The organism is Mesorhizobium argentiipisi (SeqCode) (genome assembly GCF_037179585.1).
GTDB lineage: Bacteria > Pseudomonadota > Alphaproteobacteria > Rhizobiales > Rhizobiaceae > Mesorhizobium > Mesorhizobium argentiipisi.
Genome location: NZ_JAPYKO010000043.1, coordinates 1 through 25895, shown reverse-complemented (window position 1 = coordinate 25895; position 25895 = coordinate 1). Strand labels below are relative to the sequence as shown.

General features: G+C 65.0%; 25 protein-coding genes and 1 pseudogene. 8 read left to right on the top strand and 18 right to left on the bottom strand.

Annotated elements, in window-relative coordinates; all coding sequences use genetic code 11:
- The first annotated feature begins 458 nt into the window (after positions 1-458).
- The 3 genes from O7A05_RS31895 (at position 459) to O7A05_RS31885 (ending at position 3236) form a co-directional block, all read left to right on the top strand.
- Positions 459-752 carry an ArsR/SmtB family transcription factor gene (locus tag O7A05_RS31895; protein ID WP_337097293.1) on the top strand — a complete coding sequence of 98 codons (294 nt, stop codon included), beginning with the start codon at positions 459-461 and terminating at the stop codon, positions 750-752.
- Complete coding sequence (locus O7A05_RS31890) at positions 752-2635, top strand: ABCB family ABC transporter ATP-binding protein/permease (RefSeq protein ID WP_337097292.1); 1884 nt, start codon at positions 752-754, stop codon at positions 2633-2635. Before O7A05_RS31895 ends, O7A05_RS31890 begins: the two co-directional genes overlap by 1 nt.
- A gap of 259 nt (positions 2636-2894) precedes the next feature.
- Positions 2895-3236 carry an antibiotic biosynthesis monooxygenase gene (locus O7A05_RS31885; protein ID WP_337097291.1) on the top strand — a complete coding sequence of 114 codons (342 nt, stop codon included), beginning with the start codon at positions 2895-2897 and terminating at the stop codon, positions 3234-3236.
- Here O7A05_RS31885 and O7A05_RS31880 read toward each other — a convergent pair.
- On the bottom strand, positions 3212-4108 hold the full coding sequence (locus tag O7A05_RS31880) for an SMP-30/gluconolactonase/LRE family protein (protein ID WP_415927085.1): 897 nt from the start codon (positions 4106-4108) through the stop codon (positions 3212-3214). The two genes, O7A05_RS31885 and O7A05_RS31880, sit on opposite strands and share 25 nt — an antisense overlap.
- A gap of 38 nt (positions 4109-4146) precedes the next feature.
- Between O7A05_RS31880 and O7A05_RS31875 the strand changes: the two genes are divergently transcribed.
- Both O7A05_RS31875 and O7A05_RS31870 read left to right on the top strand, forming a co-directional pair.
- Positions 4147-4995 carry a phosphatidylserine decarboxylase gene (locus O7A05_RS31875; RefSeq protein WP_337097290.1) on the top strand — a complete coding sequence of 283 codons (849 nt, stop codon included), beginning with the start codon at positions 4147-4149 and terminating at the stop codon, positions 4993-4995.
- 3 nt (positions 4996-4998) lie between these two features.
- On the top strand, positions 4999-5814 hold the full coding sequence (locus O7A05_RS31870; protein ID WP_415927084.1) for a CDP-alcohol phosphatidyltransferase family protein: 816 nt from the start codon (positions 4999-5001) through the stop codon (positions 5812-5814).
- Between the two features lie 163 nt (positions 5815-5977).
- Here the strand turns inward: O7A05_RS31870 and O7A05_RS31865 are convergent, their stop codons facing one another.
- Positions 5978-8200 (bottom strand): AMP-binding protein, encoded by a 2223-nt coding sequence (locus tag O7A05_RS31865; protein WP_337097289.1) that lies wholly within the window; start codon positions 8198-8200, stop codon positions 5978-5980.
- A gap of 157 nt (positions 8201-8357) precedes the next feature.
- Complete coding sequence (locus O7A05_RS31860) at positions 8358-8765, bottom strand: tautomerase family protein (protein ID WP_337097287.1); 408 nt, start codon at positions 8763-8765, stop codon at positions 8358-8360.
- Positions 8766-8874: 109 nt separating this feature from the next.
- On the opposite strand from O7A05_RS31860, the gene O7A05_RS31855 reads away from it, so the two are divergent.
- Entirely contained in the window at positions 8875-9729 is an 855-nt protein-coding gene (locus O7A05_RS31855) for a LysR substrate-binding domain-containing protein (RefSeq protein ID WP_337097285.1), read from the top strand.
- 144 nt (positions 9730-9873) lie between these two features.
- Here the strand turns inward: O7A05_RS31855 and O7A05_RS31850 are convergent, their stop codons facing one another.
- The 3 genes and pseudogenes from O7A05_RS31850 to O7A05_RS31840 all read right to left on the bottom strand — a co-directional run bounded on the left by O7A05_RS31850 (position 9874) and on the right by O7A05_RS31840 (position 13342).
- Entirely contained in the window at positions 9874-10791 is a 918-nt protein-coding gene (locus O7A05_RS31850) for a DMT family transporter (protein WP_337097284.1), read from the bottom strand.
- A 19-nt stretch (positions 10792-10810) separates the two neighbouring features.
- Positions 10811-11708, bottom strand: a pseudogene (locus O7A05_RS31845) (DMT family transporter).
- 137 nt (positions 11709-11845) lie between these two features.
- On the bottom strand, positions 11846-13342 hold the full coding sequence (locus O7A05_RS31840; protein WP_337097283.1) for a S10 family peptidase: 1497 nt from the start codon (positions 13340-13342) through the stop codon (positions 11846-11848).
- 261 nt (positions 13343-13603) lie between these two features.
- Between O7A05_RS31840 and O7A05_RS31835 the strand changes: the two genes are divergently transcribed.
- Entirely contained in the window at positions 13604-14110 is a 507-nt protein-coding gene (locus O7A05_RS31835; RefSeq protein ID WP_337097281.1) for an OsmC family protein, read from the top strand.
- Positions 14111-14123: 13 nt separating this feature from the next.
- On the opposite strand, the gene O7A05_RS31830 is transcribed toward O7A05_RS31835, so the two are convergent.
- The 12 genes from O7A05_RS31830 to rpsF form a co-directional block, all read right to left on the bottom strand.
- A complete protein-coding gene (locus O7A05_RS31830; RefSeq protein WP_027165524.1) occupies positions 14124-14348 on the bottom strand; it encodes a hypothetical protein in 225 nt (74 codons plus the stop codon).
- A gap of 148 nt (positions 14349-14496) precedes the next feature.
- Positions 14497-15240, bottom strand: a complete 744-nt coding sequence (locus tag O7A05_RS31825) for an SDR family NAD(P)-dependent oxidoreductase (protein ID WP_337097279.1) — start codon at positions 15238-15240, stop codon at positions 14497-14499.
- Between the two features lie 23 nt (positions 15241-15263).
- Complete coding sequence (gene purF / locus O7A05_RS31820) at positions 15264-16745, bottom strand: amidophosphoribosyltransferase (protein ID WP_337097278.1); 1482 nt, start codon at positions 16743-16745, stop codon at positions 15264-15266.
- Between the two features lie 114 nt (positions 16746-16859).
- A complete protein-coding gene (locus tag O7A05_RS31815) occupies positions 16860-17537 on the bottom strand; it encodes a CvpA family protein (protein ID WP_337097277.1) in 678 nt (225 codons plus the stop codon).
- A gap of 42 nt (positions 17538-17579) precedes the next feature.
- On the bottom strand, positions 17580-18983 hold the full coding sequence (gene radA / locus O7A05_RS31810) for a DNA repair protein RadA (protein ID WP_337097276.1): 1404 nt from the start codon (positions 18981-18983) through the stop codon (positions 17580-17582).
- Positions 18984-19060: 77 nt separating this feature from the next.
- The gene (locus O7A05_RS31805; protein WP_224512555.1) at positions 19061-20551 is read right to left on the bottom strand and encodes a replicative DNA helicase; all 1491 of its coding nucleotides are present in this window, start codon (positions 20549-20551) and stop codon (positions 19061-19063) included.
- Positions 20552-20748: 197 nt separating this feature from the next.
- The gene (locus tag O7A05_RS31800) at positions 20749-21714 is read right to left on the bottom strand and encodes a small ribosomal subunit Rsm22 family protein (RefSeq protein WP_337097275.1); all 966 of its coding nucleotides are present in this window, start codon (positions 21712-21714) and stop codon (positions 20749-20751) included.
- Position 21715: 1 nt separating this feature from the next.
- A complete protein-coding gene (locus O7A05_RS31795) occupies positions 21716-22039 on the bottom strand; it encodes a YnfA family protein (RefSeq protein ID WP_337097274.1) in 324 nt (107 codons plus the stop codon).
- A gap of 68 nt (positions 22040-22107) precedes the next feature.
- Positions 22108-23397, bottom strand: coding sequence for a cyclopropane-fatty-acyl-phospholipid synthase family protein (locus O7A05_RS31790; protein WP_337097273.1), 1290 nt, complete (start codon positions 23395-23397; stop codon positions 22108-22110).
- A gap of 268 nt (positions 23398-23665) precedes the next feature.
- Positions 23666-24250, bottom strand: a complete 585-nt coding sequence (gene rplI, locus O7A05_RS31785) for a 50S ribosomal protein L9 (protein ID WP_140756665.1) — start codon at positions 24248-24250, stop codon at positions 23666-23668.
- 215 nt (positions 24251-24465) lie between these two features.
- The gene (rpsR, locus tag O7A05_RS31780) at positions 24466-24714 is read right to left on the bottom strand and encodes a 30S ribosomal protein S18 (RefSeq protein ID WP_006203718.1); all 249 of its coding nucleotides are present in this window, start codon (positions 24712-24714) and stop codon (positions 24466-24468) included.
- Positions 24714-25208 carry a 30S ribosomal protein S6 gene (rpsF, locus tag O7A05_RS31775; protein WP_224512564.1) on the bottom strand — a complete coding sequence of 165 codons (495 nt, stop codon included), beginning with the start codon at positions 25206-25208 and terminating at the stop codon, positions 24714-24716. Before rpsF ends, rpsR begins: the two co-directional genes overlap by 1 nt.
- Positions 25209-25488: 280 nt before the next feature.
- Between rpsF and O7A05_RS31770 the strand changes: the two genes are divergently transcribed.
- Complete coding sequence (locus O7A05_RS31770) at positions 25489-25740, top strand: hypothetical protein (protein ID WP_337097271.1); 252 nt, start codon at positions 25489-25491, stop codon at positions 25738-25740.
- Positions 25741-25895: the final 155 nt, after the last annotated feature.

Here is a 25895-nt window from a genome sequence, read left to right as displayed (position 1 = left end):
CCGCCCTTGGCAACCCTGCGCCAGAATCTCCATGCCTTGCGACATCGTTGGCGCGAGCCACCACGAAAGCGCAAGTTTCAAGCCATGCCAAAGCTATCTTAGCGCATATGCCCTCGAGGGGGAGATGGCCGCGAAGCGGCCAGAGGGGGTCCTCGCGCGTATGGCGCCGACGCCCTCTTCCGCCGCAGTTGGCGTCGGCGACCTATGTGTGGCGACCGCAAGAGGGGAGATTGGCAGTTCTCCCGCCTCGCCAGTTCTGCGACGCTGAAAATTGGCGAAAGCTTATGTGACGTCTAATTTCCCCCCTTGCGGGGAGATGCCCGGCAGGGCAGAGGGGTGCTGTCCCGCCAGCACCTCAAATCTGCCCATCCGCCTAGCTTGCCCTTCCATCCTTCATCGTCTATCGCCGATGGACGATGGCCGAATCCCCCGAAATCCGCTGCAGCGATAGTCACGTCATGGCGCTCCGCCTGGCGGCGCTCTCGCACCCGGCACGCATCGAGATCCTGAAACGCCTCTCGGCCAGCCGCTGCTGCTCGTGCCGTGAGGTGGTCGATCATCTCGATCTCGCCCAGTCGACCGTCTCGCAACATCTGAAGGTGCTGGTCGAGGCGGGGCTCGTCCGCTTCGAGGCCGACCGCCAGCGCTCGCGCTATGCAGTCGACCATGCCGCGCTGGCGGGCGTCTCCGCCTCGCTCAGTGAACTCGTCAACTCCTGCTGCCCCAGCCTCTCACCCAAAAGGCAAGACTAGTGGCCGAAAAGACCGTATCCGCCGAAGCCGGCACCCTCACCACATTGCGCAACCTGTGGCCCTATATGTGGCCGGCCGAGCGCGCCGACCTCAGAGCCCGCGTCACCTGGGCGACGCTGCTTCTGGTCGTCGCCAAGGTCACCTTGGTCGCCGGCCCGTATTTCTTCAAATGGGCGACCGATGCGCTGGCCCACGCCGCGAAGTCACCGCCGCCGCTGCCGGCCTTCCTGCTGGCGCCGGTTATGTTGGTCATCGCCTACAATGTGCTGCGCCTGGTCCAGCTCGGCTTCAACCAACTGCGCGACGCGCTGTTTGCTCGGGTCGGCCAGTATGCGGTGCGCCAGCTCGCCTTCCGCACCTTCGTCCACATGCATCAGCTGTCGCTGCGCTTCCACCTCGAGCGGCGCACCGGCGGCCTGTCGCGCATCATCGAGCGCGGCACCAAGGGCATCGAGACGATCGTGCGCTTCATCATGCTGAACACGGCGCCGACCATTCTGGAATTCGCGCTGACCGCCGGCATATTTGCTTTCACCTATGGCTGGAAATACGTCGCCGTGGTCGCCGTCACCGTCTGGCTCTATGTCTGGTTCACGGTCAGAGCCAGCGACTGGCGCATCTCGATCCGCCGCGACATGAACGACAGCGACACCGACGCCAACACCAAGGCGATAGACTCGCTCTTGAATTTCGAGACGGTCAAATATTTCACCAACGAACGCATGGAGGCTGAGCGCTTCGACCGCTCGATGGCGCGCTATGAGATCGCCGCGACCAAAACCTGGACCTCGCTCGGCTGGCTGAACTTCGGCCAGGGCCTCATCTTCGGCCTGGGCACGGTCATCGTCATGTGCATGTCGGCGCTGGAAGTGCAGGCCGGCACGCAGAGCGTCGGCGACTTCGTCTTCATCAACGCCATGCTGATCCAGCTTTCGGTGCCGCTCAATTTCATCGGCTTCATCTATCGCGAAATCCGGCAAGGGCTGACCGATATCGAGCACATGTTCGACCTGCTCGACGTGCCCCAGGAGATCGTCGACAAGCCCGATGCGAAGCCTTTGAAGGTCGGCCCCGGCAAGGTCGAGTTCCGCGATGTGCATTTCTCCTACGATCCGAACCGCAAGATCCTGAAGGGCGTCTCCTTCGAGGTGCCGGCCGGCAAGACGGTGGCGATCGTCGGCCCGTCCGGCGCCGGCAAATCGACCATTTCCAGGCTTCTGTTCCGCTTCTACGATGTGCAGGGCGGCCAGGTGCTGATCGACGGCCAGGACATCCGCGACGTCACGCAGGAGAGCCTGCGCGCCGTGCTCGGCATGGTGCCGCAGGACACCGTGCTCTTCAACGACACCATCGCCTACAACATCCGCTACGGCCGCGTCGGCGCCAGCGAGGAGGAGGTGCGCAAGGCGGCCGAGCTCGCCCAGATCGGCCCGTTCATCCAGAAGCTGCCCGAGGGCTACAAGTCGATGGTCGGCGAGCGCGGGCTGAAATTGTCGGGCGGCGAGAAGCAGCGCGTGGCGATCGCCCGCACCATCCTCAAGGCGCCGCCGATCCTGATGCTGGACGAGGCGACCTCGGCGCTGGACACCCAGACCGAACAGGAGATCCAGGCCGCGCTCGACCTCGTCAGCAAAGGCCGCACCACCATCGTGATTGCCCACCGGCTGTCGACGGTGATCTCGGCCGACGAGATCATCGTGCTGAAGGACGGGCAGATCGCCGAGCGCGGCACTCACGCGGCGCTGCTTGCCAAGCACGGCCTCTACGCCTCGATGTGGGACCGCCAGCGCGAAGCGACCGAAGCCGAAGAGCGCCTGCGCATCGCGCGCGAGAGCGACGAGCTTGGGGTGGTCGTGCGCAGGAGGACGGTGGAGGTTTCGTAGCACCAAATCTCCTCCTTGAGGGGGAGATGTCGCCGAAGGCGACAGAGGGGTCGCTGCGCGTGGAGCGCCGACGCCTTCCGTGGCGAAAGACGACGGTTCTCCATGTGAGACGACCCCGTCTGGCCGCTTTGCGGCCATCTCCCCCTCAAGGGGGGAAATTATTTGCGCCAAAATTCCCCTTGACCTCAACCTATCTTGAGCTTGCAGACCCATCTCCGAGCCACCAGCCAGGCAACCCCACCAACGGAGATGGATGAAAATGAGCATCAATAATCACCGCACCGGCAGCGTGTTCCGCGTCGACAAGTTCGTCGTGCCGGCGCACGCGCGCGACGAAATCCTCAGCAAGGCCAGGATGACGCATGAACTGCTGCGCCGGCAGGAAGGTTTCGTGCAGGATTTCCTACTCGAACAGTTCTCCGGCCCCGGCGAGTTCAACTTCGTCACCGTGGTCGAATGGGAAAGTCAGGCTGCCGTCGACAAGGTGGTGCCGATCGTCAAGGCCGCACATGAGCGCATCGCCTTCAGCGCGCAGGAAACCATCGCGCGCCTCGGCGTCAAGGCCGATATCGCCAATTACCAGCGTGTGCCGGAGGTGTAGGAGGGCCATCCTGCTCCCGGCGCGGAGACAGCGGCGCTCAGCACCTGGCCGGTGCGGGCGTCGCTCACCATATTTTCGAACCCACGCCATTCGGCGGCGGCGATGAACAATGTCCTGCCGTCGGCTCCGCCCAGCATGCAGGCAAAGCAGCCGCGATCGACCTCGACCCTGTCGATTTTCTCACCGCCCTCGCGCACCCTGACACAGTGCCGGTTGGGCACGTCGGCGTACCAGACGCAGCCTTCGGCATCGATGCAGATCCCGTCGGGATAGTCGTTGCCGAGATCGGCCCAGACGCGCCGCTTGGAAAGGCTGCCATCTTCGCCAATATCGAAGGCGGTTAGCCGCCTGGCGTGGGATTCGGCGACGATCAGTGTCTTGTTGTCCGGCGTCACCGCCATGCCGTTGGCGAAGGCGATATCCTCGGCGACCTGCCGCACGCCGCCGTCCGCTGCAACCAGCACGATCGTGCCCGGCCCGAAATGCTCGCCCGGCGCCGGTGCCGGCCCGCCGCCATTGACATAGATGTTGCCCCGCCCATCGACGACGATCTCGTTCCACGGGTTCTTCGACAGATGTCTCAGATCGGCATGGGTGACGAGCGTCCCGCCTGCTTCCTGCCTGAGCAGCAGGCCTTCCCAGCCCGAGACTACCAGAAGCCTCCCATCCGGCAGCCAGTCGATGGAATAGGGCAGGACAGCCGGGACGGTAAGCATCACCTCGCTCCGGCCATTTTCGTCCACCGCGACGATCTCACCGGTGCCCCAGTTGCACAGCCAGAGCCGGCTGTCATGCCAGCGCGGCGACTCGCCGAAGGCGAGGCCTGTTGTGATGATATTGGCGTTCATTGCAGACGATTTCTGCGAAGGCATTGGCGGGCTCCTTGGGTGTCCTCTCGCAAGGACGCGTGATGGAGCCGAGTTCCGACAACAGGAGCAAAATTAGGCTTGCGCGCCGGCGCTGCCGTCCAGGCCCATCCTATCCCCCATTGTTGCGTTGCGGGGAGGGGGGCTTTCCGCTATTGAGGCGCAACCTGAAACTGGGAACCGCCCCAAGCCCTATGACGCTTCTCGACTCGGTCAAGAATACGTTCGTTCCGATCCATCGCGAAGGCTACCCCTTCATCGCCGCCTTCGCCGCGGCAACGCTGTTTCTCGGCTATTTCTCCTCGATCCTGTTCTGGATCGGGCTGATCCTCACCGCGTGGTGCATCTATTTCTATCGCGATCCCGAGCGGGTCACACCGGTCGACGACCGTCTGGTGGTGAGCCCGGCCGATGGCGTGATCTCGGCGGTCGGTCCCGCCGTGCCACCGAGCGAGCTTGGCCTGGGCTCGGGCGAGATGACCCGGATCTCGGTGTTCATGAACGTGTTTTCCTGTCACATCAACCGCGCTCCGGTGCGCGGTCGGATCACGCGCATCGAGCACAAGCCCGGCAAATTCCTCAATGCCGAGCTCGACAAGGCAAGCGCCGAGAACGAGCGCAACGGGCTGGTCATCGACAGCCCGAACGGCACGATCGCCGCCGTGCAGATCGCCGGCCTTGTGGCGCGCCGCATCGTGTGCTGGGCCGAGGCAGGCGGCTCGATTGCGATCGGCGAGCGTTTCGGCCTGATCCGCTTCGGCTCGCGCGTCGACGTCTTCCTGCCGTCGGGCGCCGTGCCGCGCGTCGCGGTCGGCCAGACGGCGGTCGGCGGCGAGACAGTGCTTGCCGAATTCGGCGGCGCCGCGGTCACGCCCCTGGTCAGGATTTCCTGAGCATTGGGCGCGCCGTTCAAAAAATTCGAGGCCCATGCCAGCGGCGGTCCGCGCATCCGCGAGATCCCGATGCGCATGGTGTTGCCCAACTTGGTCACCGTGCTTGCCATCTGCGCCGGTCTTTCCGGCATCCGCTTTGCCTTCGAGAACCGCTTCGAGATCGCGGTGGTCATGGTGCTGCTCGCCGCCTTCCTCGACGGCATCGACGGGCGGCTGGCGCGCATGCTGAAGGCGACTTCGAAATTCGGCGCGCAGATGGATTCGCTGGCCGACATCGTCAATTTCGGCGTGGCGCCGGCCCTGGTGCTCTATGCCTTCCTGCTGGATCGCGCCGGCTCGCCGGGTTGGATCGCGGCACTTCTCTTCACCATCGCCTGTGGCATGCGGCTTGCCCGTTTCAACGTGCTGGCCGACGATACCGATCAGCCGGCATGGCAGACCGAATATTTCGTCGGCGTGCCGGCCCCGGCGGGCGCTGTGCTGGTCATGCTGCCGCTCTATCTCTATTTTCTGCGGCTCGGGCTGGAGCCCACGCGGCCGGCTGCCTTCATCGCCTCGGGCTTCACCGTATTGGTGGCGTTCCTGCTGGTCAGCCGCCTGCCGGTCTATTCGGGCAAGAGCGTCAAGATACCCGGCGACCGGGTGCTGCCGGTCATCCTCGGCGTCGTGCTCTACATCCTCTTGTTGATGGCCTATCCCTGGTACACGCTGACGGCTTCGGTCGCCGGCTATCTGCTTTTCCTGCCGTTCTCGGTGCGCGCCTATTCGAAGCGGGCGATGCGCGAAGGCGAGAAGGTGCCGCCGTCGGATATCGGGTAGCTGGTAATCTCCCCCCTTGAGGGGGAGATGTCGCCGAAGGCGACAGAAGGGGTCGCTGCGCGTGGAGCGCCAACACCACCCGCGACGCGCAATGGCGTTGGCGTTCTACGCGCTGGGACCCCCTCTGGCCGCTTCGCGGCCATCTCCCCCTCAAGGGGGGAGATCAGGCGGCCGCGCTCAGCCCCAGCCGGTCGATCGCCAGCTTGCGCGCCGAGATGTAATCCGTCTTGCCCGAACCCAGCACCGGGATCTCGTCGACCTTGATGATGTCGTTGGGCACCATCAATTCGGCCGCGCCGGCTTTCTTGCCGAACTGGCGCAGTTCCTCGGCATTGGCGTCGTCGGCGGTGGTGACCAGCACGATGCGCTCGCCACGCCTCTTGTCCGGCACCGCCACCGCCGCGTGACGCTCTTCCGGCCACAGCGACTGCACCAGCATCTCGACGGCGCCCAGCGACACCATCTCGCCGGCGATCTTGGCGAAGCGTTTTGCCCGCCCGCGTATGGTGATGAAGCCCTCGCGGTCGATCGAGACGATGTCGCCTGTGTCGTGCCAGCCTTCCAGCCGCTGCAATTCGCCTGGACGGTCGGCGGTCATGTATCCCATCATCATGTTCGGTCCGTCGAGCCACAGCCGGCCGCCCTCGGCGATGCCCTCGACCGGCTCCAGCTTAACGCGGATGGCCGGCAGCGGCCGCCCGACCGTGCCGTCGCGGCTATGGATGGCGGTGTTCACCGCCACCACTGGCGCGGCCTCGGTCAGCCCGAAACCTTCGACGATCGAGGCCTGGAAACGGTCGCGGTAGGTGCGCCGCGTTTCCGGCTTCACCGCTTCCGCGCCGGCCACGACAAAGCGCAGGCTGGAGAAATCGCCGTCCTTGGCGGTGCGTGCATAGTTGGCCAGGAAGGTGTCGGTGCCGAACATCACGGTCGGCTTCACCTTGCGGGCGATCTCGGGGATGATCTTGTAGTGCAGCGGCGAGGGGTAGAGGAACAGCTTTATGCCCAGCACCAGCGGCAGGATGGTGCCGCCGGTCAATCCGAAGGAATGGAATACCGGCAGCACGTTGAGCAGGATGTCGGCCGGCGAGACGGAGACGCGCGCCTCGGCCTGCATGACATTGGCAAGCAGGTTGCGGTTCGACAGCACCACCGCCTTTGGCGTGCCTTCCGAGCCGGAGGTGAACAGGATGACAGCGGGCTTCGAGGCTTGCTGCCGATGCAGCGGCAAACGCCACAGAAGCGCGGCGGCGACCTTGTCCAGGGTCGTCACATTGGCGCGCACATCCTCCAGCCACAGCATCTTGGCGCCACCCGCCTCGACCGCGGCGACGATGTCGTCGATGGCGGCCTTTTCGATGAAGGCGCGGGACGAGATCACGGTGCGGATCACAGCGGTGCGGACCGCCGCGGTTACGCTGGCCGGGCCGGCGGTGTAGTTGATCATCGCCGCCACGCGGCCCGCGGAGATCAGGCCGACGAAGGTAAGCACCACGCCATTGGCGTTGGGCAACAGGACGCCGACCGCTTCGCCCGGCGCCGTCACCGCTTCGAAATGGCGGCCGAGCACGCGCGCCCCGATGAACAGCTTGCGGTAGCTGAGCGAACCGGAAATCACGTCCTCGATGATCGGGCGCGAAGGGCCGATGCGGTCGGCGGCGTCGCGCATGGCGAGGAAGAGCCCGCGATCGAGATTGGTGCCGTAGAGCCGCGCCTCGGCGAAACGGTCGAACAGCGCGTTGGTGTTGGAGGCCATGTCGGGGTTGCGCGCCACCAGCTCGGCGATGGTCATCGGCTCCAGCACGCTCACCGAAAGCCGCGGGAACCAGTGGCGCGGCGCTTTCTCCTTCGGCGTCAGCGACACCGGCAGGTCGCGCGTGCCTGCAACGAAGATCGGCACGATGCGCGCGTCGGCCTGCATGGCGATGCGCGTGATGGCGCGAAATAGCCTGAAGGACTTGACGTCCGGCTCGACATTGTCCGGCAGGTAGACGGCGAGCCGTCCCTTGCCCTTGAGTACGCGCACCAGCCGCCGGCTGACGAAGATATGCTCGGCGTTGAAGGCGATGGTACGCGCAAGCTCGCGCCATGGCTCCAGCCAGAGCGAGCGTGCCGAAGCCTCGTCCAGGATATGCAGCGTGTCGTCGGGAAGCAGCGACAGCATCAGCGCCGGCTCGATGCGCGACTGGTGCCAGACCACATAGATGACCGGCGTCTTCGCGCTTCGGGCGATGCGCATGCGATTGTCGGCAATGCGGAAGGCGAGCTTGAACGGCACATAGAGCAGCGCCTGGGTGAAGCGCAGGTCGAGCCGGAACCGCTCGATCACTGCGATCAGCAGCCAGGCAAAGACAAGGCCCGCCAGCAGCGCCAGGGTCAGGATCATGCCGCTCTCTCCCAGTCTCCTCCAGCGCGGCTCTTGAGCGACCGCTTCCGTGGCAGAGGGTAGCGGAAGTGCGGGCAAGGTCAATGCGGTGGCGGAGAGCTTTCCCTTCTCCCCGTGTGCGCACGCTCGCCTGCACGGGGAGAAGGGAAAGGCGGCGCTATGCCGCCTTCAGCCTCCCGCTGATGAACCGGAACTCCTGGCTCTTGCCGCCATAGCCATAGGCCGCGGCCGGCACCTCATGCACGAAGGCATAGCTTTCCTCGTGCACGCCGCCGAGAAGCTGGCCGAAAGCCTCGAAGATAGCCTTGAGATAGGCTTCGAGCTCCAGCTTGGTGTTGGCGCCGTCGACGACCTTGATGTCCAGCCAGAACGTGTTGGTACCGTGCTCGGCCAGCGACTTGCCGCCGGCGAACCAGTGCTGCGGATCGATGTAGTTGACCGCGACCGCGGTGATCGTCGGATCCTTGCGCAGCAGCGTCGCCGTGATTTCGGTCGCCTCCCTGGCGATTGCTGCGGACAGCTTGGCGTCCGGCTTGCCGGTGACGCTGATATTGATAATCGGCATTTTTCTCTCCTTTGGTTAGGCGCTCGCGCTGGTGAGGGAGGATCCTGCCATCGGCATAACATCAAAAAAATCGAATTGTTTTTGACAGAAGCTTCGATATCATCGAACTATGGAAACGCTCGATCCCGATCTTCTGAAAACGTTCCTTGCCTTTGTCGACGGCGGCTCCCTCGCCAAGGCCGCATCCACCGTCGGCCGCACGCCATCGGCAGTGACCGCGCAGATGCAGCGACTGGAGGAGATCGTCGGCGAGCCGCTGCTCATCCCGCAGGGCAGGGGACGCGGGCTGACCCCGGCCGGCGAGGACCTTGTCGGCCATGCGCGGCGCATCCTTGCCGTCCACACCGAGGCGTGGCTGGCGCTGAAAGGCGCGCGCGCCGGCGGCCGTATCGCCATCGGCACGACGCAGGATTTCGCCGATCAAGGGCTGCCGGACCTGCTCCGGGCCTTTGCTGCCAGCCATCCGCGCGTCAGGATCGAACTGCGCGTCGGCCGCTCTCTGGAGCTCGGGTCGGCGCTGCAGGCAGCCCAGCTCGACCTCGCGATCACCATGCGCCATGCACCATCGCCGGATGAAGCGGCTATGATCAGCGAGCCGATGCTGTGGCTCTGCTCGGAAAAAGGACTGGCGGCGCGACAGGAGGTGGTGCCGCTGGCGCTGCTCGACTCCTATTGCGGCTTCAGGGAGGCCGCGCTCAATGCACTCGACGCGGCCGGCCGCCGTTACCGCATCGCCGCCGGTAGCGCCAGCCTTGCCGGCCTGCGCAGCGCGGTCAATGCCGGCATCGCATTGACGCCGCGGACCCGGCGTTTCGCTCATTCCGGCATCGTCGAGGCATCCGCCGATTTCGACCTCCCGCCACTGCCGATGGCCGATTTCGCCATCCGGATCAGCCGCGAAGCCGCGCGTCCGGCGCGGGACCTGGCGGAGCTGCTTGCTGGCGGGCTGGCCCTTCCGTCCTGAGGCCCATCGCCTAAAGAAAAAGCCGACCTTTTTGCGGGTCGGCTTCTAGTCGGACGGGTCGAGGGGTTTGGGGGGACTTGGGGGGTGACCCGTCGATCTAACAATGCCTGAGACGGATGATGGTTCCGTGACTGCGAAAATAATTTACGAACGCGCCGATTTCGCCTTCAGCCAGTCGCGGCCGGCATGGGCAAAGACCGCGCAAAGCACGATGGCGCCGCCGATGATGCTGGCCATCGGTGGGACTTCGCCGAGAAACAGCAGGGCAAACAGGATGGCGAATGGCACCTCGGCCGAGCCCAGCAGCCCGGCTTCCGCCGACGGGATCAGCCGCGAGCCTTCCGTCCACAGGATCGAGGCCAGCGCGAAGGAGCAGCCGAAGGTGGCAAGCAGCGCCACGTCGCGGGGGGACACGGCCAGCGGGTCGGTCACGAACCAGCCGAGCACGAAAAGCAGGAAGGCCGAGACAGCGCCCGCCCAGACGACCGGCGAGTCGCGAAAAGCGCGCACCATGATCATGTAGAGCGCGCTGCCGGCAGTCATCAGCAGCGCCAGGGCGTCGCCAAACAGATGCCCGTTGCCGAGGCCGGCGCCCACCATGATGGCGACGCCGCACAGGGATATGGCGGCCGCAACCATCGTCTGCAGCCGGATTTTTTCCCGCACCAGAAGGAAGGCAAGAAGTGCGGCGATGAAGGGCGAGGTCGCGTAAATCACCGCGACATTGGCGACATAGGTGAATTTGAAGGCTGAGATGAAAGCGATGCTGGCGGCGGCGCCCTCGACTGCCAGCAGCCAGCCGCGCCAGCCGAGTTTCAGGCTTTCGCGCCCGCCCGAGCGGCGCCGGCGCCACAGCACGTAGAAGCTGATCAGGATTGCGCCGAAAAAACCGCGCCAGCAGGTGATCGTCAGCGGATCGGCATGGATCGACTTGGTCAGCACGCCGGTGAGTGCGAAGGCGATCGCCGAGGCCGACACCAGGATGATGCCGAGCGTGCGCTCGGCCGCCACGTCGGCGGCGGCAGGCGCAAGCTTTTCCGGCATGTCGAGCGTGTCCGTCATGACTCCTGACAGCCTTCCGTCATGAGGCCTGCTCCCGTCTGCGGAAATGCTCGTTGCCGACGATGAGCAGGCCCGCGCCGATGATGAGCGCCGCGCCCATGAACACTTCCATGCGGGGCACGTCGCCCCAGATGGCGTAACCCAGCGCGAAGGCCCAGACCAGCGAGGTGTATTCGAACGGCGCAATAATCGACACCGGCGCGCGCTTCATGCCTTCGAACAGCGCATATTGCGCCACCCCGCCGAGTGCCCCGACGCTGACAAGCAAAAGAAGCTGCCGCCAATCGGGCATGCGCCACCAGAGCAGCGCCGGCACGGCCGAGAAGAGCAGGAAATAGAAATTGTTGAGCACGAGCTGGATCGTTGTGCGTTCCTGCAGCGCCGTCTTGCGCAGCAGCACCACGGCGATGCCCCACAAAACCGCGGCGGCCAGCACCAGAAGCACCGGCACGGAGAAGCCGAGTCGCGTCGGATCGCAGGCGATGAAGACGCCGACGAAGCCGATGAACACCGCGATCCAGCGCAGCAGCGGCACGGTCTCGCCCAGGGCTCAGCACGGACAGCACGGTAACAATGATCGGCGCGGCGTAATAGATGGTGGTAAGCTCTGCAAGCTGCAGCGAGCGGGCGGCGTTGTAGTAGCAAAGCCAGGCGGCGAGCGTGAAGGCGCTGCGCACCAGCATCGGCTTGACGATCGGCGAATCGATCGTGTCGGCGAACAGCCGCCTGCCGCCGATCGCGCCGCAGGCGAGGAGCACGGTGATCGAGCGGACGAACATGATCTGCCAGACCGTCATGCCGACGACCAGAAGCTTGATCGAGGCATCCTCCGCCGAAAACAGGAAATAGGCGGCAGCCGTGAACAGGATGCCGGCCAGCACCCTTTCGCGGCTTTCCAGGATGACGACATCGGCCATAAGGGTTCAGCGTGTTTGCGTGAGGCAGTTCCACCCCGGTCGTTGCTCCAGCTATAGAGGGCGAAAGCGTGCACGGCGCTGCTCCAGCGCGGCGCTTGCGTTGGCGCAGGTCTTTTGCCGGGTGGGCTAGTCGGGGACTACTGCGTGGCCTGGTAGAGCTCCGATGCCGCATCCTTCAGCGCGCGCCGCCCGTCCGGCCGCAGATACATCATGTGGCCGCCCTCGACGACGTCGAGGCGGATCGGCTTGGCGTCTGACAGCGAAGGAAGCTGGTTCACCAGATAGCGCGAGGCGAGATAGGGCGTGACGAGGTCGGTATAGCCGTTGACGATGACGACACCGAGGGCAGGGTTAAGCGAACGCGCCCGTTGCAGGTCGTTCATCACACCGGCATAGCCTTGGCCTGATGTGCCGTAATCCCAACTGCGGCTGACCTCGCCATTGAGCACCCGGTAGCTGACATCGGTGCGGTAGTTCAGCTCATCGCGGGCGTAAGCGACGAAGGCGGAGGTCAGCACCGGAACGCTGCGGTCGAGCACTGGGTCGGGCCCGGCCTCACGCGCGCTTTGCGGCGCGATGTCGGCGGTCCCGATGGTGGCGTCGTAGGGGCTGAGCACTTTGCGGGTGGCGCGCTGGAATTCCTTGGCGAAAAGCCCGATGGGGATGCGGGCGAAATTGCGCTGGACGAGCTCCAGCGGCAGGCCGGTGATCTCCGAAACGCGCCCGCTGGCGAGCTTGCCGCCTTGCTCCAGCCCGCTGTTCAGCGCCGTCAGGTAATCGCCGAGCGCGTAATGCTCGACCTCGGCCAGCCTGTCGCGCAACGCGTCACCACTGAGGCCGTCGCCCTTCAGCCGCGTTGCCGCCAGCGAAGGAAGTTCCAGCGCCCAGTGCAGCTGGTCGAACTGGTCGGGCCGCACCAGCATGAACTCCAGCGCCGGCGAGATCAGCACGATGCCGCTGGGACTGAGGCCGACATCCTCCTGCAGCGTACGGGCAAGGAGTGCGGCACGGAAGCCGCCATAGCTTTCGCCGGCGAGGAACAGCGGCGATCCCGTGCGGCCGTTCTGCGCCAGGTAGAGGCGGATGAAGGCGCCGACCGAGCTGGCGTCGGCATCGACGCTCCAGAATTCCTTCGGCTCGTGGCCCGGCGCCTCGCGGCTGTAGCCGGTGCCGACCGGATCGACGAAGACGAGATCGCTCATGTCGAGCCAGCTGTCGGGATTGTCGATGAGCTTCTGCGGCGGCCGCAGGAACTCGCCGTCTGCGGCGGTCTCGACGATTCGCGGCCCGATCGCGCCGAGATGCAGGTAAGCCGAAGCGGCACCCGGTCCGCCGTTGAAGACGAAGGTGATCGGCCGATCCTTCGCCGGGGCGGGCGATTGCTGCGAGTAGGCGACATAGAAGATCTCGGCCGTGACCTCGCCCTTGCCGGATAGGAGCGACAGCGTGCCGGCCTTGGCCTGATAGTCCAGCTTGCGCCCGCCGAGTGTGATCGAATGCTCGGTCACCTGCGGAGGCGGCAGCAGCGACAGCACGCCGCCGGTCGGGGCTGGACGCTCGGGTGCTTCGGCGAAGGTGGGCTGAGCGAAGGCGGCGAGCGCCAGGAGGATGAGGGGGACGAGCTTGGATCGCATGAGGGCTCCGCGCGAATGACAACCGCAAAGGTATGGCCGGAGCGGGCGAAGTCAAACGGGGCGTTTGAGTACCTTCCTCTCCCCCACCAAAGGTGGGGGAGAGGTGGCCGCGAAGCGGACGGAGAGGGGGCCTTCGTAGGGCGCTCCCCCTCTCCGTCTCGGCTTCGCCGAGCCACCTCTCCCCCATTTCATGGGGGCGAGGAACCCAGGCTGGAATTATGTGCTATCAACCATCAAAGACGTATCGAAGGGGACAACTCAATGGACTCCACCGCGCTCAAAGCCATGCAGGCCCCGCTGAAGGATGCCTATCGCGAGGACGCCGCCAAGGCGCTGATCACGCTCAAGGCGCGCGGGACGCTTGACGACCAGTCGATCGCCTGCAAGGTGGAGACGGGCAGGGCGCTTGCTGTCGCCGGACTTCATCCGGCCACCGGCGGCTCGGGCCTCGAGCTGTGCTCGGGAGACATGCTGCTGGAAGCGCTGGTCGCTTGCGCCGGCGTGACGCTGAAAGCGGTGGCGACCGCCTTGGAGTTCAAGCTCGGCAGGGCCACGGTCGAGGCCGAGGGCGACCTCGATTTTCGCGGCACGCTCGGCGTCGCCCGCGACACGCCGGTAGGCTTCCGCGAGATAAGGCTGAAATTCGATCTCGACACCGACGAGCCGCAGGAGCGCATCGATTCGCTTATCAAGCTCACCGAGCGCTATTGCGTGGTGTTCCAGACGATCAACAACAAGCCGGCGTTGAGCGTGAGCGCGGGGCGCTGACGCGACGCCTCGGCTACTGCGCCGAGGGCGTTTCCGCGTCCCCTTCATCGGTGAAGGGCGAGGCGCTCGGCACGCATTGCACGGCCCAGCCCTGCGGCGTCGGCTGCTTCTGATATTCGGTGACGGCATTGGTGCATTGTTCGCGGGTGTCGAAGGTGCTGGGCAGCACCACCATGCCGCCTTGCGGGCCGGCGATCACCAGATACCAGACCAACGCTACGCTGGGAGTGGCAGCCATGGGAATTCCTCGCTTTGCTGAAATGTCGAAGCCGGGCCGATCCTAGCAACTCCAATGGGACAGCGAAAGCAGCGAGGCGGCACACGCTTTCGCCGCTCCGTTCACAGACCCGTGAATAGAAGGGTCGCCATACGTCAGGCACCCAGGCTTATTCCGGCTGCCGGTAGGCCACGAAGCGGTTGTGCTTGGCCTGGAAGATCAGGCCCGTCTCCTTCAGCTCCGGGCTTGCCAGGGGCACGATGCGCCTGGCGATCTCGGACGGATGCGGCAGCGTCTCCGGATCCTCGCCGGGCATGGCCTGGGCGCGCATGGCCGTGCGGGTCGTGCCCGGATCGGCGGCGTTCACCCTCAGCGGCAGGCTCTCGGTCTCATGCGCCCAGGACCGCATCATCGTTTCGACCGCGGCCTTGGAAGCCGCATAGGGCGCCCAGAAGGCGCGCGCCGAATGCGCCGCGTTGGAGGTGAGAATGATGGCGCGGCCGGCGTCGGAGAGCCTCAGCAGCGGGTCGACCGAGCGGATCAGCCGCCAGGTCGCCGTCACGTTGATGGTCATCACCTTCTCGAAGGTCTTGGCCTCGACATGGCCGATCGGCGAGATGACGCCGAGCACGCCGGCATTGGCAACCAGTATGTCGAGCTTGCCCCAGCGCTCATGGATGGCGCCGCCCAGCCGGTCGATGCCGGCCATGTCGGCAAGGTCGAGCGGCACCAGCGTCGCCTGTCCGCGGCCGTCGGCCTTGATCTGGTCGTCGAGCTCTTCCAGCCCACCCACGGTACGCGCCACCGCGATCACATGCGCGCCGGCCGCCGCCAGCTCCCTGGCGATGAAATAGCCGATGCCGCGCGAGGCGCCGGTTACGACCGCCACGCGGCCGGAAAGGTCGAGGGTCATTCAGGAATTTCCGTAAAGTGCGATTACGACCCGCCACTCGCCAGCAGCGACAGCGTGCGCACATTGTCGTGGCCTTCGAAGTCGAGCAGGCGGGTGGGGTACTGGCCGGTGAAGCAGGCGTCGCAGAATTGCGGCTGGTCGTTGTCGCGGCGCGCTTCACCGACGGCACGGTAGAGCCCGTCGATGGAGAGAAAACCGAGCGAATCGACGCGGATGAATTCCGCCATCTCCTCGACCGACATGCGCGATGCCAAGAGCTTCGACTTCTCCGGCGTGTCGACGCCGTAGAAGCAGGATGCGCTGGTCGGCGGCGAGGCGATGCGCATATGCACTTCCTTGGCGCCGGCGTCGCGCACCATCTGCACGATTTTCTGGCTGGTGGTGCCGCGCACGATCGAATCGTCGACCAGCACCACGCGCTTGCCCTCGATCATGCGGCGGTTGGCGTTGTGCTTCAGCTTAACGCCCATATGGCGGATCGAATCGCCGGGCTGGATGAAGGTGCGCCCGACATAGTGGTTGCGGATGATGCCGAGCTCGAAGGGAATGCCGGCAGCCTGTGAAAAACCGATCGCGGCCGGCGTGCCGGAATCCGGAACCGGCACTACGATGTCGGCGTCCACCGGGCTTTCCTGCGCAAGCTCGGCTCCGATGCGCTTGCGCACCTCGTAGACATTGCGGCCCTCGACTGAGGAATCCGGCCGCGCGAAATAGACATATTCGAAGATGCAGAAGCGCGTCTTCTGCGGCTCGAACGGGAAGATGCTCTCGATTCCCTTCGAGGTGATCACCACCATCTCGCCGGGCTTGATGTCGCGCACGAAGCGGGCGCCGATGATGTCGAGCGCGCAGGTTTCGGAAGCGAGAATCCAGGCGCCGTCGAGATCGCCCAGCACCAGCGGGCGGATACCGAGCGGATCGCGGCAGCCGATCATCTTCTTGGCCGTCAAGGCCACCAGCGAGAAGGCGCCCTCGACCTGGCGTACCGCGTCGATGAAACGCGAGTTCAAATCGCGCTCCTTGCTGGTCGCGACCAGGTGCAGCAGCGTCTCGGTGTCGGAGGTCGAGGAAAAGATCGAGCCCTGCTTCTGCAGCACGCGCTGCACGGTGAGGGCGTTGGTGAGGTTGCCGTTATGGGCGACCGCCAGGCCGCCCTCCGCAAGCTCGGCGAAGAAGGGCTGGATGTTGCGAATGCCGGCGCCGCCGGTGGTGGCATAGCGCGTATGTCCGATGGCGCGATTGCCTTGTAGGCTGTCGATGACGCGCTGCTTGGTGAAGGTATCGCCGATCAGGCCGACATGGCGTTCGACATGAAACTGGGTGCCGTCATAGGAGACGATGCCGGCCGCTTCCTGGCCGCGATGCTGCAGGGCATGAAGGCCGAGAGTGACGATGGCCGCCGCATCCTGCCGGCCGAAGATGCCGAATACGCCGCATTCGTCGTGGAAATGATCGTCGGCCTCGGCGGAAAGGACTTTGCCTCTATCTGCCGTTGAGTCTGCCATTTGGTGCTCAAGCTCCGCTAAAGCCGCCATATAAGGCGATCGCTCGCCGAACGCAACGCGCGTCGTCAGGCATTCACAAAATGCCCCAGGCCAGCGCCATGGCTGGCCTGGATTTCAGTTTGCCGGCGCTGGAGCGGGAGCCGGGGCAGGCGCTGGAGCCGGCTCGTTGTCGGCCGGTGCCTCGCCCTCGCTGTCGTCGGGTGCCGGCGCGTTGTCGTCACCGGCGGCCGGAGGCTCAGCCGCTGGCTGGTCGGTCGTCGCCGGTGCGCCGGCCTGCGGCGTGCCCTTATGCGTGTATTTGTTGACGAGTTCCTCGGTGTTCTCGGGCAGCACGCTTTCGAGCTTGGCGCCGATCGTCTCGAGCAACGGGCGCGACTTGGCGTTGGCGACCCAGGCAGGCGCCTTGGCGCCGGCCAGCCAGTTGAAGAACAGCAGCGCCACCGCGACCACCAGGATGCCGCGCGCCGCGCCATAGAGGAAGCCGAGCGTCCGGTCGAGCGCGCCGATGCGTGAATCGATGATCCAGTCGGCGAGCTTCATGGTGATGACGGAGACAACGATCAGCGCGATGAGGAAGACGATGCCGGCAGAGGCCGCCATCGCGATCTTGTCGTTGTCGACATAAGGCTGAACATAGGGCAGGACCGGCTTGTAGAAGAAGAACGCCGCCGCCGCGGCCGCTACCCAGGAAATCACAGACAGCACTTCGCGGGAGAAGCCGCGCACCATGGCGAGCATTGCTGAGACCAGGGTGAAGGCGACGAGGATTCCGTCAAGCAGCGTAATCGGCATGGTTCTCGCCCCACTTCCTGTCTTGCGGCGCGATGAGCCGCATCACTCCCCGTCGTCGGCACGGCCGCGCTGTGAGCCGGCTATGCGCGCCACAAGGTCGGCCAGCTCGGTGGGCTGGAACGCGCCGGCCCCGATCCCCCCGGCAACTTCCTCGCTGCCGAGCGGCAGCACCGCGCTTCCAAAACCCAGCTTTTCGGCTTCTTTAAGACGCTGCTGCGCATGCGCAACCGGCCTCACGGCGCCCGATAGGCTGATTTCGCCGAAATAGACGCAATCGGCGGGAAGGGCAAGACCGGTGAGCGACGAAACCAGTGCGGCGGCGACCGCGAGATCGGCCGCCGGTTCCGAGATCCGGTAGCCGCCGGCGACGTTGAGATAGACGTCGTGCTGGCCGAAGCGCACGCCGCAATGCGCCTCCAGCACGGCGAGCACCATCGACAGCCGCGCCCCGTCCCAGCCGACGACGGCCCGGCGCGGCGTGCCGAGCGAGGAGGGCGCGACCAGCGCCTGGATCTCGACCAGCACCGGCCTTGTGCCTTCCATGCCAGCGAAAACCGCGGCGCCCGGCGATTTTGCATGGCGTTCGCCGAGGAAAAGCTCGGACGGATTGGAGACCTCACGCAGGCCCTTGTCCGACATTTCGAACACGCCGATCTCGTCGGTCGGCCCGAAACGGTTCTTCACCGTGCGCAGGATGCGGAAGTGGTGGTTGCCTTCGCCTTCGAAATAGAGCACGCCGTCGACCATATGCTCGACGACGCGAGGGCCGGCGATCTGCCCTTCCTTGGTGACATGGCCGACGAGCACGATCGCAGCGCCTGTGGATTTCGCGTAGCGGATCATCGCCTGGGCGGCGGCGCGCACCTGGGTGACGGTTCCAGGCGCCGAATCGGCAAGGTCCGTCCACAGTGTCTGGATGGAATCGAGGATGACGAGGTCCGGCCGCCTGCCGTCGGCGAGAGTGGCAAGAATGTCCTCGACATTGGTCTCGGCGGCGAGCTCGACCGGCGTCGAGGCGACGCCGAGGCGCTGCGCTCTCAGCCTGATCTGCGCCACGGCTTCCTCGCCTGAGACATAGACGATGCGGTGGCCTTTCGAGGCGAGCGCGGCGGCGGCTTGCGTCAAAAGCGTCGACTTGCCGATGCCGGGATCGCCGCCGACGAGAAGTGCGGAGCCGCGCACGAACCCGCCGCCGGTGGCGCGGTCGAGCTCGCCGATGCCCGACACGATGCGCGGCGCGTCCTCAATGTCGCCGGCGAGGCTGGTCAGCACCACAGCGCGCCCCTTGCGGGCGTTGCGGGTGTTCGCCGGCCCCGAGCCGATGCCGCCGGCTGTGCCTTCCTCGACCAGCGTGTTCCACTCGCCGCAGGCATCGCATTTGCCGGCCCAGCGCTGATGCACCGAGCCGCAATTCTGGCAGATGAACTGAACGCGTGATTTGGCCATTAGGCACGGCCCGACATTGGATAGGCCGGCGGGACAGCGCCCCCAGGGGGGTGAAGGAATGAGGCCTTTGCCAAGAGCTACTCAAACCTCTCTGGCAAATGATGCTCTTCGGCCAAATCCGAGAACCGTGTGAACTCGCCGTGGAAGGCGAGGCTGACGGAGCCGGTCGGTCCGTGGCGCTGCTTGGCGACGATCACCTCGGCCTTGCCGCGCGCCTCATTCATCTCGTTTTCCCACTTGACGTATTCCTCGGTGCCGAGCTTCGGCTCGCGGTTCTTGAGGTAATACTCCTCGCGATAGACGAACAGCACCACGTCGGCGTCCTGCTCGATGGAGCCGGATTCGCGCAGGTCCGAGAGCTGCGGGCGCTTGTCGTCGCGGCTTTCGACCTGACGCGACAGCTGCGACAGCGCGATGATCGGCACGCCGAGCTCCTTGGCCAAAGCCTTCAAGCCCGTGGTGATCTCGGTGATTTCCTGCACGCGGTTCTGCGAGGCGCGGGCGGAGGATCCCTGCATCAGCTGGATATAGTCGATGACGATGAGGTCGAGGCCGCGCTGGCGCTTCAGCCGGCGCGCGCGGGCCGAAAGCTGCGCGATCGAGATGCCGCCGGTCTGGTCGATGAACAGCGGGATCTTCTGCATCGTCTGCGAGCAGGCGACGAGTTTTTCGAAATCCATCTCGGTGATCTCGCCGCGGCGGATCTTCGAGGACGAGATCTCCGTCTGCTCGGAGATGATGCGGGTGGCGAGCTGCTCCGACGACATTTCCAGCGAGAAGAAGCCGACGACGCCGCCATTGGCGGCCTTGAAGCTGCCATCGGCCTGCTGCGCCGGAACATAGGCCTCAGCGATGTTGAAGGCGATGTTGGTGGCCAAGGAGGTCTTGCCCATGCCCGGGCGCCCGGCGAGCACGATCAGGTCGGAGGGCTGCAGGCCGCCCATGCGGCGATCGAGGTCGCGCAGCCCGGTGGCGATGCCCGACAGGTGGCCGTCACGCATATAGGCGGCGTTGGCCATGTCGACCGCGGTCTTGACCGCATCGTTGAAGCTTTCGAAGCCGCCATCGTAGCGGCCGGTTTCGGCAAGCTCGAACAGCCGCCGCTCGGCATCCTCGATCTGGTCGGAGGGCGACATGTCGACCGGCGCGTCATAGGCGATGTTGACCATGTCCTCGCCGACGGTGATCAGCGCGCGGCGCGTCGCGAGATCGTAGATGGCTCGGCCATAATCGGTGGCGTTGACGACGGTGACCGCCTCGACCGCGAGGCGCACGACGTACTGCGCCACCGTCATGTCGCCGACCTTCTCGTCGGCCGGAAGGAAGGTCTTGAGCGTGATCGGCGTCGCGATCTTGCCCATGCGGATGAGCTCGGCGGCGACCTCGAAGATCCGGCGGTGCAGCGGCTCGTAGAAATGTCCCGGCTTGAGGAAATCGGAAACGCGGTAGAAGGCGTCGTTGTTGACGAGGATGGCGCCAAGCAGCGCCTGCTCGGCCTCGATGTTGTTCGGTGCTTCGCGATAAAGCGGCGTTTCCGCCGCGCCGAATTTCAGTGCCGCCTCTGCCATGATTTCCCCGATTTCGATCCCGCCTCCTCGATATCAGAACGGGAAGAATAGGTGCTGACCTTTCTGCAACAGTAAGATTCCGACTGACTTTGATACTCGCGATTCACAGCAAAATTATCTCGTGGAAAGAATCGTCATTGACTCGAATCGAAGAGGCTGAAGATAGCGCTTCGAACGAGAACAAAACAAGAAAATTCCTATCCCAGCGTATCGCCCCAGTCCGCCCGCCGCGCGGCCCTGAAAACGTCCCCATCGCGCTTGCTGAACAGTTGCTCACCGGCGCTGCCGTCCGGCCGGCAGAGTTTCAGCACCACCTTGCCGGAGCCGCCTTTCGGCGGCGCGAGCACCCGTGCCGGACGCGCCGGCGCCGGTCGCCGGGAAGCGGTGAGGTAGTTAAACTTCTCGTCCTCCCACGGCACGTCGGCTTCCTTGACCAGGCGGTGCACGCGTGAGCGGGCGACGCGGCGCGAGAAATGGCACCAGTCTTGCGGCTTGAGCGGGCAGGGCGCCGCGTGCGGGCAAGGCGCCAGCATATGCGCGCCGGCTTCGATCAATTGTTGCCGGGCGGCAAGGATGCGCTGCCAGCCGGCGGGCGTGCCGGGTTCGACGATAAGCAGCGTGTCGGCGGTGAGCTGCCAGAGGCGACCGACGAGCTTCGGCAGCGAAGCCGGCGCGACCTCATCGAGCACATAGGCGATGCTGACGAGGTCGGCGGGCTTGATGTCGTCGAGATCGATGGTGGCGTCGCCGGCGACCCATTCGGCGCGGGCGGCGATCGTGCCGGCCGCAAGCGACTGCCCCACCTTGCGTACCGCGGCGCTTGCTTCGACCAGAACCGCCTGTTCCAACTCCGGCCAGGTGTCTGACGTGGCCCACAGCATGGTGCCAGGCCCGGCGCCGATGTCGAGCAGGGTCTTCGGGTGGAAATCCGGTCGCGCATAGGCCAGCGCATCGAGGCTGGCGCGGACAGCGGCATAGGTGGCGGGCAGCCGCGTCGCCAGATAGGCCTTGACGGCCATCTCCTCGCCCATATGCAGGCGGCCGTCGCGCAGCTCGGCGCGGTAGCGCTCCGAGAGCGTCCGCGCCGCTTGTTTCAGCGCCGGCAGCGGTATCTTCTCCAGGAGGCTATCGACGCCGTGCCGGAGCGGGGCGGGCAATTCCACCTCAGGCTCCCCTTGGTGCAAGCAGGATGACGGAGGCACCGACGATGCAGAGCGCCGCGCCCGCCAAGTCCCTGCGGTCGGGGCGCGCGCCCTCTACTAGCCACAACCAGCCGAGTGAGGCCACGATGTAGATGCCGCCATAGGCGGCGTAAGCGCGGCCCGCCGCGTCCGTCTCGACCAGCGACAGCAGCAAAGCGAACACCGCCAGCGAGGCGAGGCCGGGAAAAAGCCAGAGCGGCGACTTTTCCAGCCGCCACCACGCCCAGAAGGAAAAGCAGCCGGCGATCTCGGCAAGGGCGGCTGCGCTGTAGATGAGGTAGGTCATGAAAAAAGGTCTCGCGAACGAGACCCTTTTCGTGGCGTCACGCCGCAATGGCAAGCGGCATTGCGCGTCTATTCCACCGCCTTGCGGCGGCGAGTCGGCTTGGCGGGCGCAGGCGCCGCCGGCTCCTTGTGCCCGATATCGCGCAGCTCCAGCGCCTTCTCGCATTTGGCCATGTAGTCGCGCGTCATCGGCAGCGTGTCGTTCTTCTTGGCGATCTGGAACTGGAAGATCACCAGGTCCTGCCAGCGGAAGGCGGCCTCAGAGGCGGCGAGATAGAATTCCCACATGCGGCAGAAGCGTTCGTCATAGATCGCCTTCGCCTTGTCGCGATTGGCGGCGAAGCGGGCGCCCCAATGCTTGAGCGTGTCGGCGTAGTGCAGACGCAGGATCTCGATGTCGGTGACGACCAGGCCGGACTTCTCGATCGCCGGCAGCACTTCCGACATCGCCGGGACGTAGCCGCCCGGGAAGATGTATTTGCGGATGAAGGCGCTGGTCGCCCACGGCACGCCGGAGCGGCCGATGGTGTGGAGCAGCATCACGCCGTCGGGCTTCAGAAGCGTCGCAGCCTTGTCGAAGAAGGTGCGGTAGTGGTTGACCCCGACATGCTCGAACATGCCGACCGAGACAATGCGGTCGAAGCGCTCGTTGATGTGGCGATAGTCCTTGAGATCGAAATGCACGCGGTCCTGCAAGCCTTGCGCATGCGCGCGGTCGGTGGAGACGCCCTGCTGCTCGGTCGACAGCGTCACGCCCTGCACGTCGACGTCGAAGGCTTTGGCGAGATAGAGGCCGAGTCCACCCCAGCCGGAGCCGATGTCGAGGACCGTCTGGCCGGCCTTGAGCCTGAGCTTGGCGGCGATGTGGCGCTTCTTGGCCAACTGCGCTTCGTCCAGCGTCATGTCCGGCTGTTCGAAATAGGCGCAGGAATACTGCATGTCCTCGTCCAGGAAGAGCTTGTAGAGCTCGCCGGACAGGTCGTAGTGGCGCTCGACATTGCGGCGCGAGCGCGTGGCGGTGTTGATCTGCTGCAGCCGGCGGAAGGCGTGGCGCAGGCCCTCGATCGCTTTCGACCAGGTGACGTCGATGCCGCTCGAGCCCATGTTCTGGAACGCGATGCGCATCAGCCCGAGAACGCCGCCCTCGAGCACGTCCAGCTCGCCGTCCATATAGGCTTCGGGCACCGCCAGCATCGGGTCGAAGGTGATGGCGCGCTCGGCATGCGTGGTCTTGATATGTATATGCACCGGCTCGCCGCTACCGTCGCCGAACTTATGCGTCGTGCCCTTCGGCCCGGTCACCTTGAGATCGCCGGCGCGCACCAGGCGCTCGAGAACGTGTTTCAACAGGATATTCATGACCAAATGTCCCCTCAGTCGGACCACCCGGTAACCGGACCTGGATGCCAAATCGAACCGCGCGGCGCATCGCCCGCGTCCAATCGACGCGCCACGCTGTAATGTGCACAAGATATAGGGTGACGAAAAGTTCCTTTTGGCACAAAAAAGCCCGGGTCGGAGACCCGGGCGTTGGTCCAGAAATCCTGGACGTGTGCGAGCCGAAGCGATGCCTCGGAAACCGTGCCGGTCAGGCCCAGAGATCAGGCCAAGAGATCAGGCCCAGAGATCAGGCGTTCTCTTCGCCGCCTTCGAACTCGGCGTTCGGGTCGAAGAAATTCTCCGGCCGGGCGTTGTCGTTGATATCCTCGCCATAAATGGCTTCGGCGGTGGTCAGCGTCTCGCCCTTGGCCTGGCGCTCCGCCTCGTCGGCCGAACGGGCGACGTTGAGCGTCACGGTGACTTCGACTTCCGGATGCAGCGCGATCGCCACATTGGAGAGGCCGATGGTCTTGATCGGCTGGTTGAGCTCGATCTGGTTGCGGTTGACGGTGAAGCCCTCGGCGGTGAGCAGATCGGCGATGTCGCGGGTCGACACCGAGCCATAGAGCTGGCCGGTTTCGCCGGCCGAACGCACCACGATGAAGCTCTTGCCGTCGAGCGTCTCGGCGATCTTGGCGGCTTCAGACTTGCGCTCCAGGTTGCGGGCTTCGAGCTGGGCGCGCTGGCCTTCGAACTTCTTCTTGTTGGCTTCGTTGGCGCGCAGCGCCTTGCCCTGGGGGAGCAGGAAATTGCGGGCGAACCCGTCCTTGACCTTGACGGTCTCGCCCATCTGGCCGAGGCGGGAAATGCGCTCGAGGAGAATGACTTCCATGGTTTCGTTCCTTCGTCAGTGCTGCCGATCATTTGATCGACATTGAATGAATTGGAACAGGTCAGGAAGCTTGGTGCGGCATCGCCGCTCTTGTCGCTGTCCTGCCTGTCTGGGCAGTTAGAGGCCGACTGGCCCCAACTCGGGATTTGATGCTCAACCCGACGCGCCCGTCGCGCCGGTGAAAAGAGCGGGCGGGGAGCCGCCCGCTCGAGAAATTAGCGAACCACGTAGGGCAGCAGGCCGAGGAAGCGGGCGCGCTTGATCGCCTTGGCGAGCTCGCGCTGCTTCTTCTGGCTGACGGCGGTGATACGCGACGGCACGATCTTGCCGCGCTCGGAGATGTAGCGCTGCAGGAGACGCACGTCCTTGTAGTCGATCTTCGGAGCATTGGCGCCGGAGAACGGGCAGGTCTTGCGACGGCGATGGAACGGACGCCGGGTCGGGATCTGGTTGATGTCGACCATTATTCTGCACCTCCTTCAACGCCTTCGCGCGGACGGCGCGGACCACGGTCGCCGCCGTCACGGTCGCCGAACGAACGCGGGCCGCGGTCACCGCGGTCGCGATCGCCGAAGGAACGTGGGCCGCGATCGCCACGATCGCGGTCGCCGAAGCCGCCGCGCTCGGAGCGCTCTTCGCGCTTCTGCATCATCGCCGAAGCGCCTTCCTCATGCGCCTCGACCTTGATGGTCAGAAAGCGAAGGACGTCTTCCGACAGGCCCATCTGGCGCTCCATTTCGTTGAGCGCGGCCGGCGGGCAGGTGATGTCCATCAGCGTGTAGTAAGCCTTCCGGTTCTTCTTGACCCGGTAGGTGAGGGACTTCAGTCCCCAGTTCTCGATCCGGCCGACCGAGCCGCCATTCGCCGTGATGACGCCCTTGTACTGTTCGACAAGCGCGTCAACCTGCTGCTGCGACAGGTCCTGCCGGGCAAGAAACACATGTTCGTAAAGAGCCATTATGTTTTTCTGCCTTTCTTCGTTTCTCTCACACCGGCCCTCGCGGCTAAGCCTCTGCAACTTGTCTGACCCGGTCGCCAAGGCGCGGGGAAGAAAGGAGCATCACGAGACGGTCGAGAGCGGAGACACGGGAGGCTGGAAGCGCTTGTGGCTTCGTGTCGAGGTCTTTGATGACCACGGCCCTCCGTTCAGCCCCCAGCAAGGACCGGCAGATTGAGCGCGTCTATATAGCAATTTGCCAGGAAGACAAGGCCGGCAAGGTGCCGGGCGAGACTCCAATGTGTCGCAGCTTCGGAAAACGGCGGCGCACAATGTCGACGGCTGGACGAAGGACGTCTGCATCCGGCTGAAGAACCAGGACGTCCAGATCTACACCATGGTGCTGCAGGCAGACACTGTGGCCAACCGCTCGCTCTACAGCGCCTGCGCTTCCGACCCGAGCGACTATTATGCCGTCGAGGATCCGGCCAAGCTCCCCAACGTGTTCCAGACGATCGCCAACAAATTCTCCAGGCTGCAACTCACCAACTGAGGGGGAGCGATCGTCCAGCATTATGCGACTAGACGTCATGTTCCGAGGCGGAGATTGGTGGCCCGCCCTTTCGTGCGATTAAAAGACGAGGGTTGCTCGGATGGGCCGAGCCGATCCTCACGCACGGAGGGCGAGCCATGGGAGAGTATAGCGAA

Excerpts from the sequence above, each read along its gene's own strand:
- radA (WP_337097276.1), bottom strand. The coding sequence starts at position 18,983 with ATGGCCAAATCACGCGTTCAGTTCATCTGCCAGAATTGCGGCTCGGTG.
- O7A05_RS31885 (WP_337097291.1), top strand. The coding sequence starts at position 2,895 with ATGAGCATCAATAATCACCGCACCGGCAGCGTGTTCCGCGTCGACAAG.
- O7A05_RS31815 (WP_337097277.1), bottom strand. The coding sequence starts at position 17,537 with ATGCCGATTACGCTGCTTGACGGAATCCTCGTCGCCTTCACCCTGGTC.
- O7A05_RS31840 (WP_337097283.1), bottom strand. The coding sequence starts at position 13,342 with ATGCGATCCAAGCTCGTCCCCCTCATCCTCCTGGCGCTCGCCGCCTTC.
- O7A05_RS31835 (WP_337097281.1), top strand. The coding sequence starts at position 13,604 with ATGGACTCCACCGCGCTCAAAGCCATGCAGGCCCCGCTGAAGGATGCC.
- O7A05_RS31825 (WP_337097279.1), bottom strand. The coding sequence starts at position 15,240 with ATGACCCTCGACCTTTCCGGCCGCGTGGCGGTCGTAACCGGCGCCTCG.
- O7A05_RS31795 (WP_337097274.1), bottom strand. The coding sequence starts at position 22,039 with ATGACCTACCTCATCTACAGCGCAGCCGCCCTTGCCGAGATCGCCGGC.
- O7A05_RS31865 (WP_337097289.1), bottom strand. The coding sequence starts at position 8,200 with ATGATCCTGACCCTGGCGCTGCTGGCGGGCCTTGTCTTTGCCTGGCTG.
- O7A05_RS31850 (WP_337097284.1), bottom strand. The coding sequence starts at position 10,791 with ATGACGGACACGCTCGACATGCCGGAAAAGCTTGCGCCTGCCGCCGCC.
- rpsF (WP_224512564.1), bottom strand. The coding sequence starts at position 25,208 with ATGGCTCTTTACGAACATGTGTTTCTTGCCCGGCAGGACCTGTCGCAG.
- O7A05_RS31790 (WP_337097273.1), bottom strand. The coding sequence starts at position 23,397 with ATGAATATCCTGTTGAAACACGTTCTCGAGCGCCTGGTGCGCGCCGGC.
- rpsR (WP_006203718.1), bottom strand. The coding sequence starts at position 24,714 with ATGGTCGACATCAACCAGATCCCGACCCGGCGTCCGTTCCATCGCCGT.
- O7A05_RS31875 (WP_337097290.1), top strand. The coding sequence starts at position 4,147 with ATGGAGCCGAGTTCCGACAACAGGAGCAAAATTAGGCTTGCGCGCCGG.
- purF (WP_337097278.1), bottom strand. The coding sequence starts at position 16,745 with ATGGCAGACTCAACGGCAGATAGAGGCAAAGTCCTTTCCGCCGAGGCC.
- O7A05_RS31805 (WP_224512555.1), bottom strand. The coding sequence starts at position 20,551 with ATGGCAGAGGCGGCACTGAAATTCGGCGCGGCGGAAACGCCGCTTTAT.
- O7A05_RS31860 (WP_337097287.1), bottom strand. The coding sequence starts at position 8,765 with ATGCCGATTATCAATATCAGCGTCACCGGCAAGCCGGACGCCAAGCTG.
- rplI (WP_140756665.1), bottom strand. The coding sequence starts at position 24,250 with ATGGAAGTCATTCTCCTCGAGCGCATTTCCCGCCTCGGCCAGATGGGC.
- O7A05_RS31895 (WP_337097293.1), top strand. The coding sequence starts at position 459 with ATGGCGCTCCGCCTGGCGGCGCTCTCGCACCCGGCACGCATCGAGATC.
- O7A05_RS31880 (WP_415927085.1), bottom strand. The coding sequence starts at position 4,108 with ATGCCTTCGCAGAAATCGTCTGCAATGAACGCCAATATCATCACAACA.
- O7A05_RS31855 (WP_337097285.1), top strand. The coding sequence starts at position 8,875 with ATGGAAACGCTCGATCCCGATCTTCTGAAAACGTTCCTTGCCTTTGTC.
- O7A05_RS31830 (WP_027165524.1), bottom strand. The coding sequence starts at position 14,348 with ATGGCTGCCACTCCCAGCGTAGCGTTGGTCTGGTATCTGGTGATCGCC.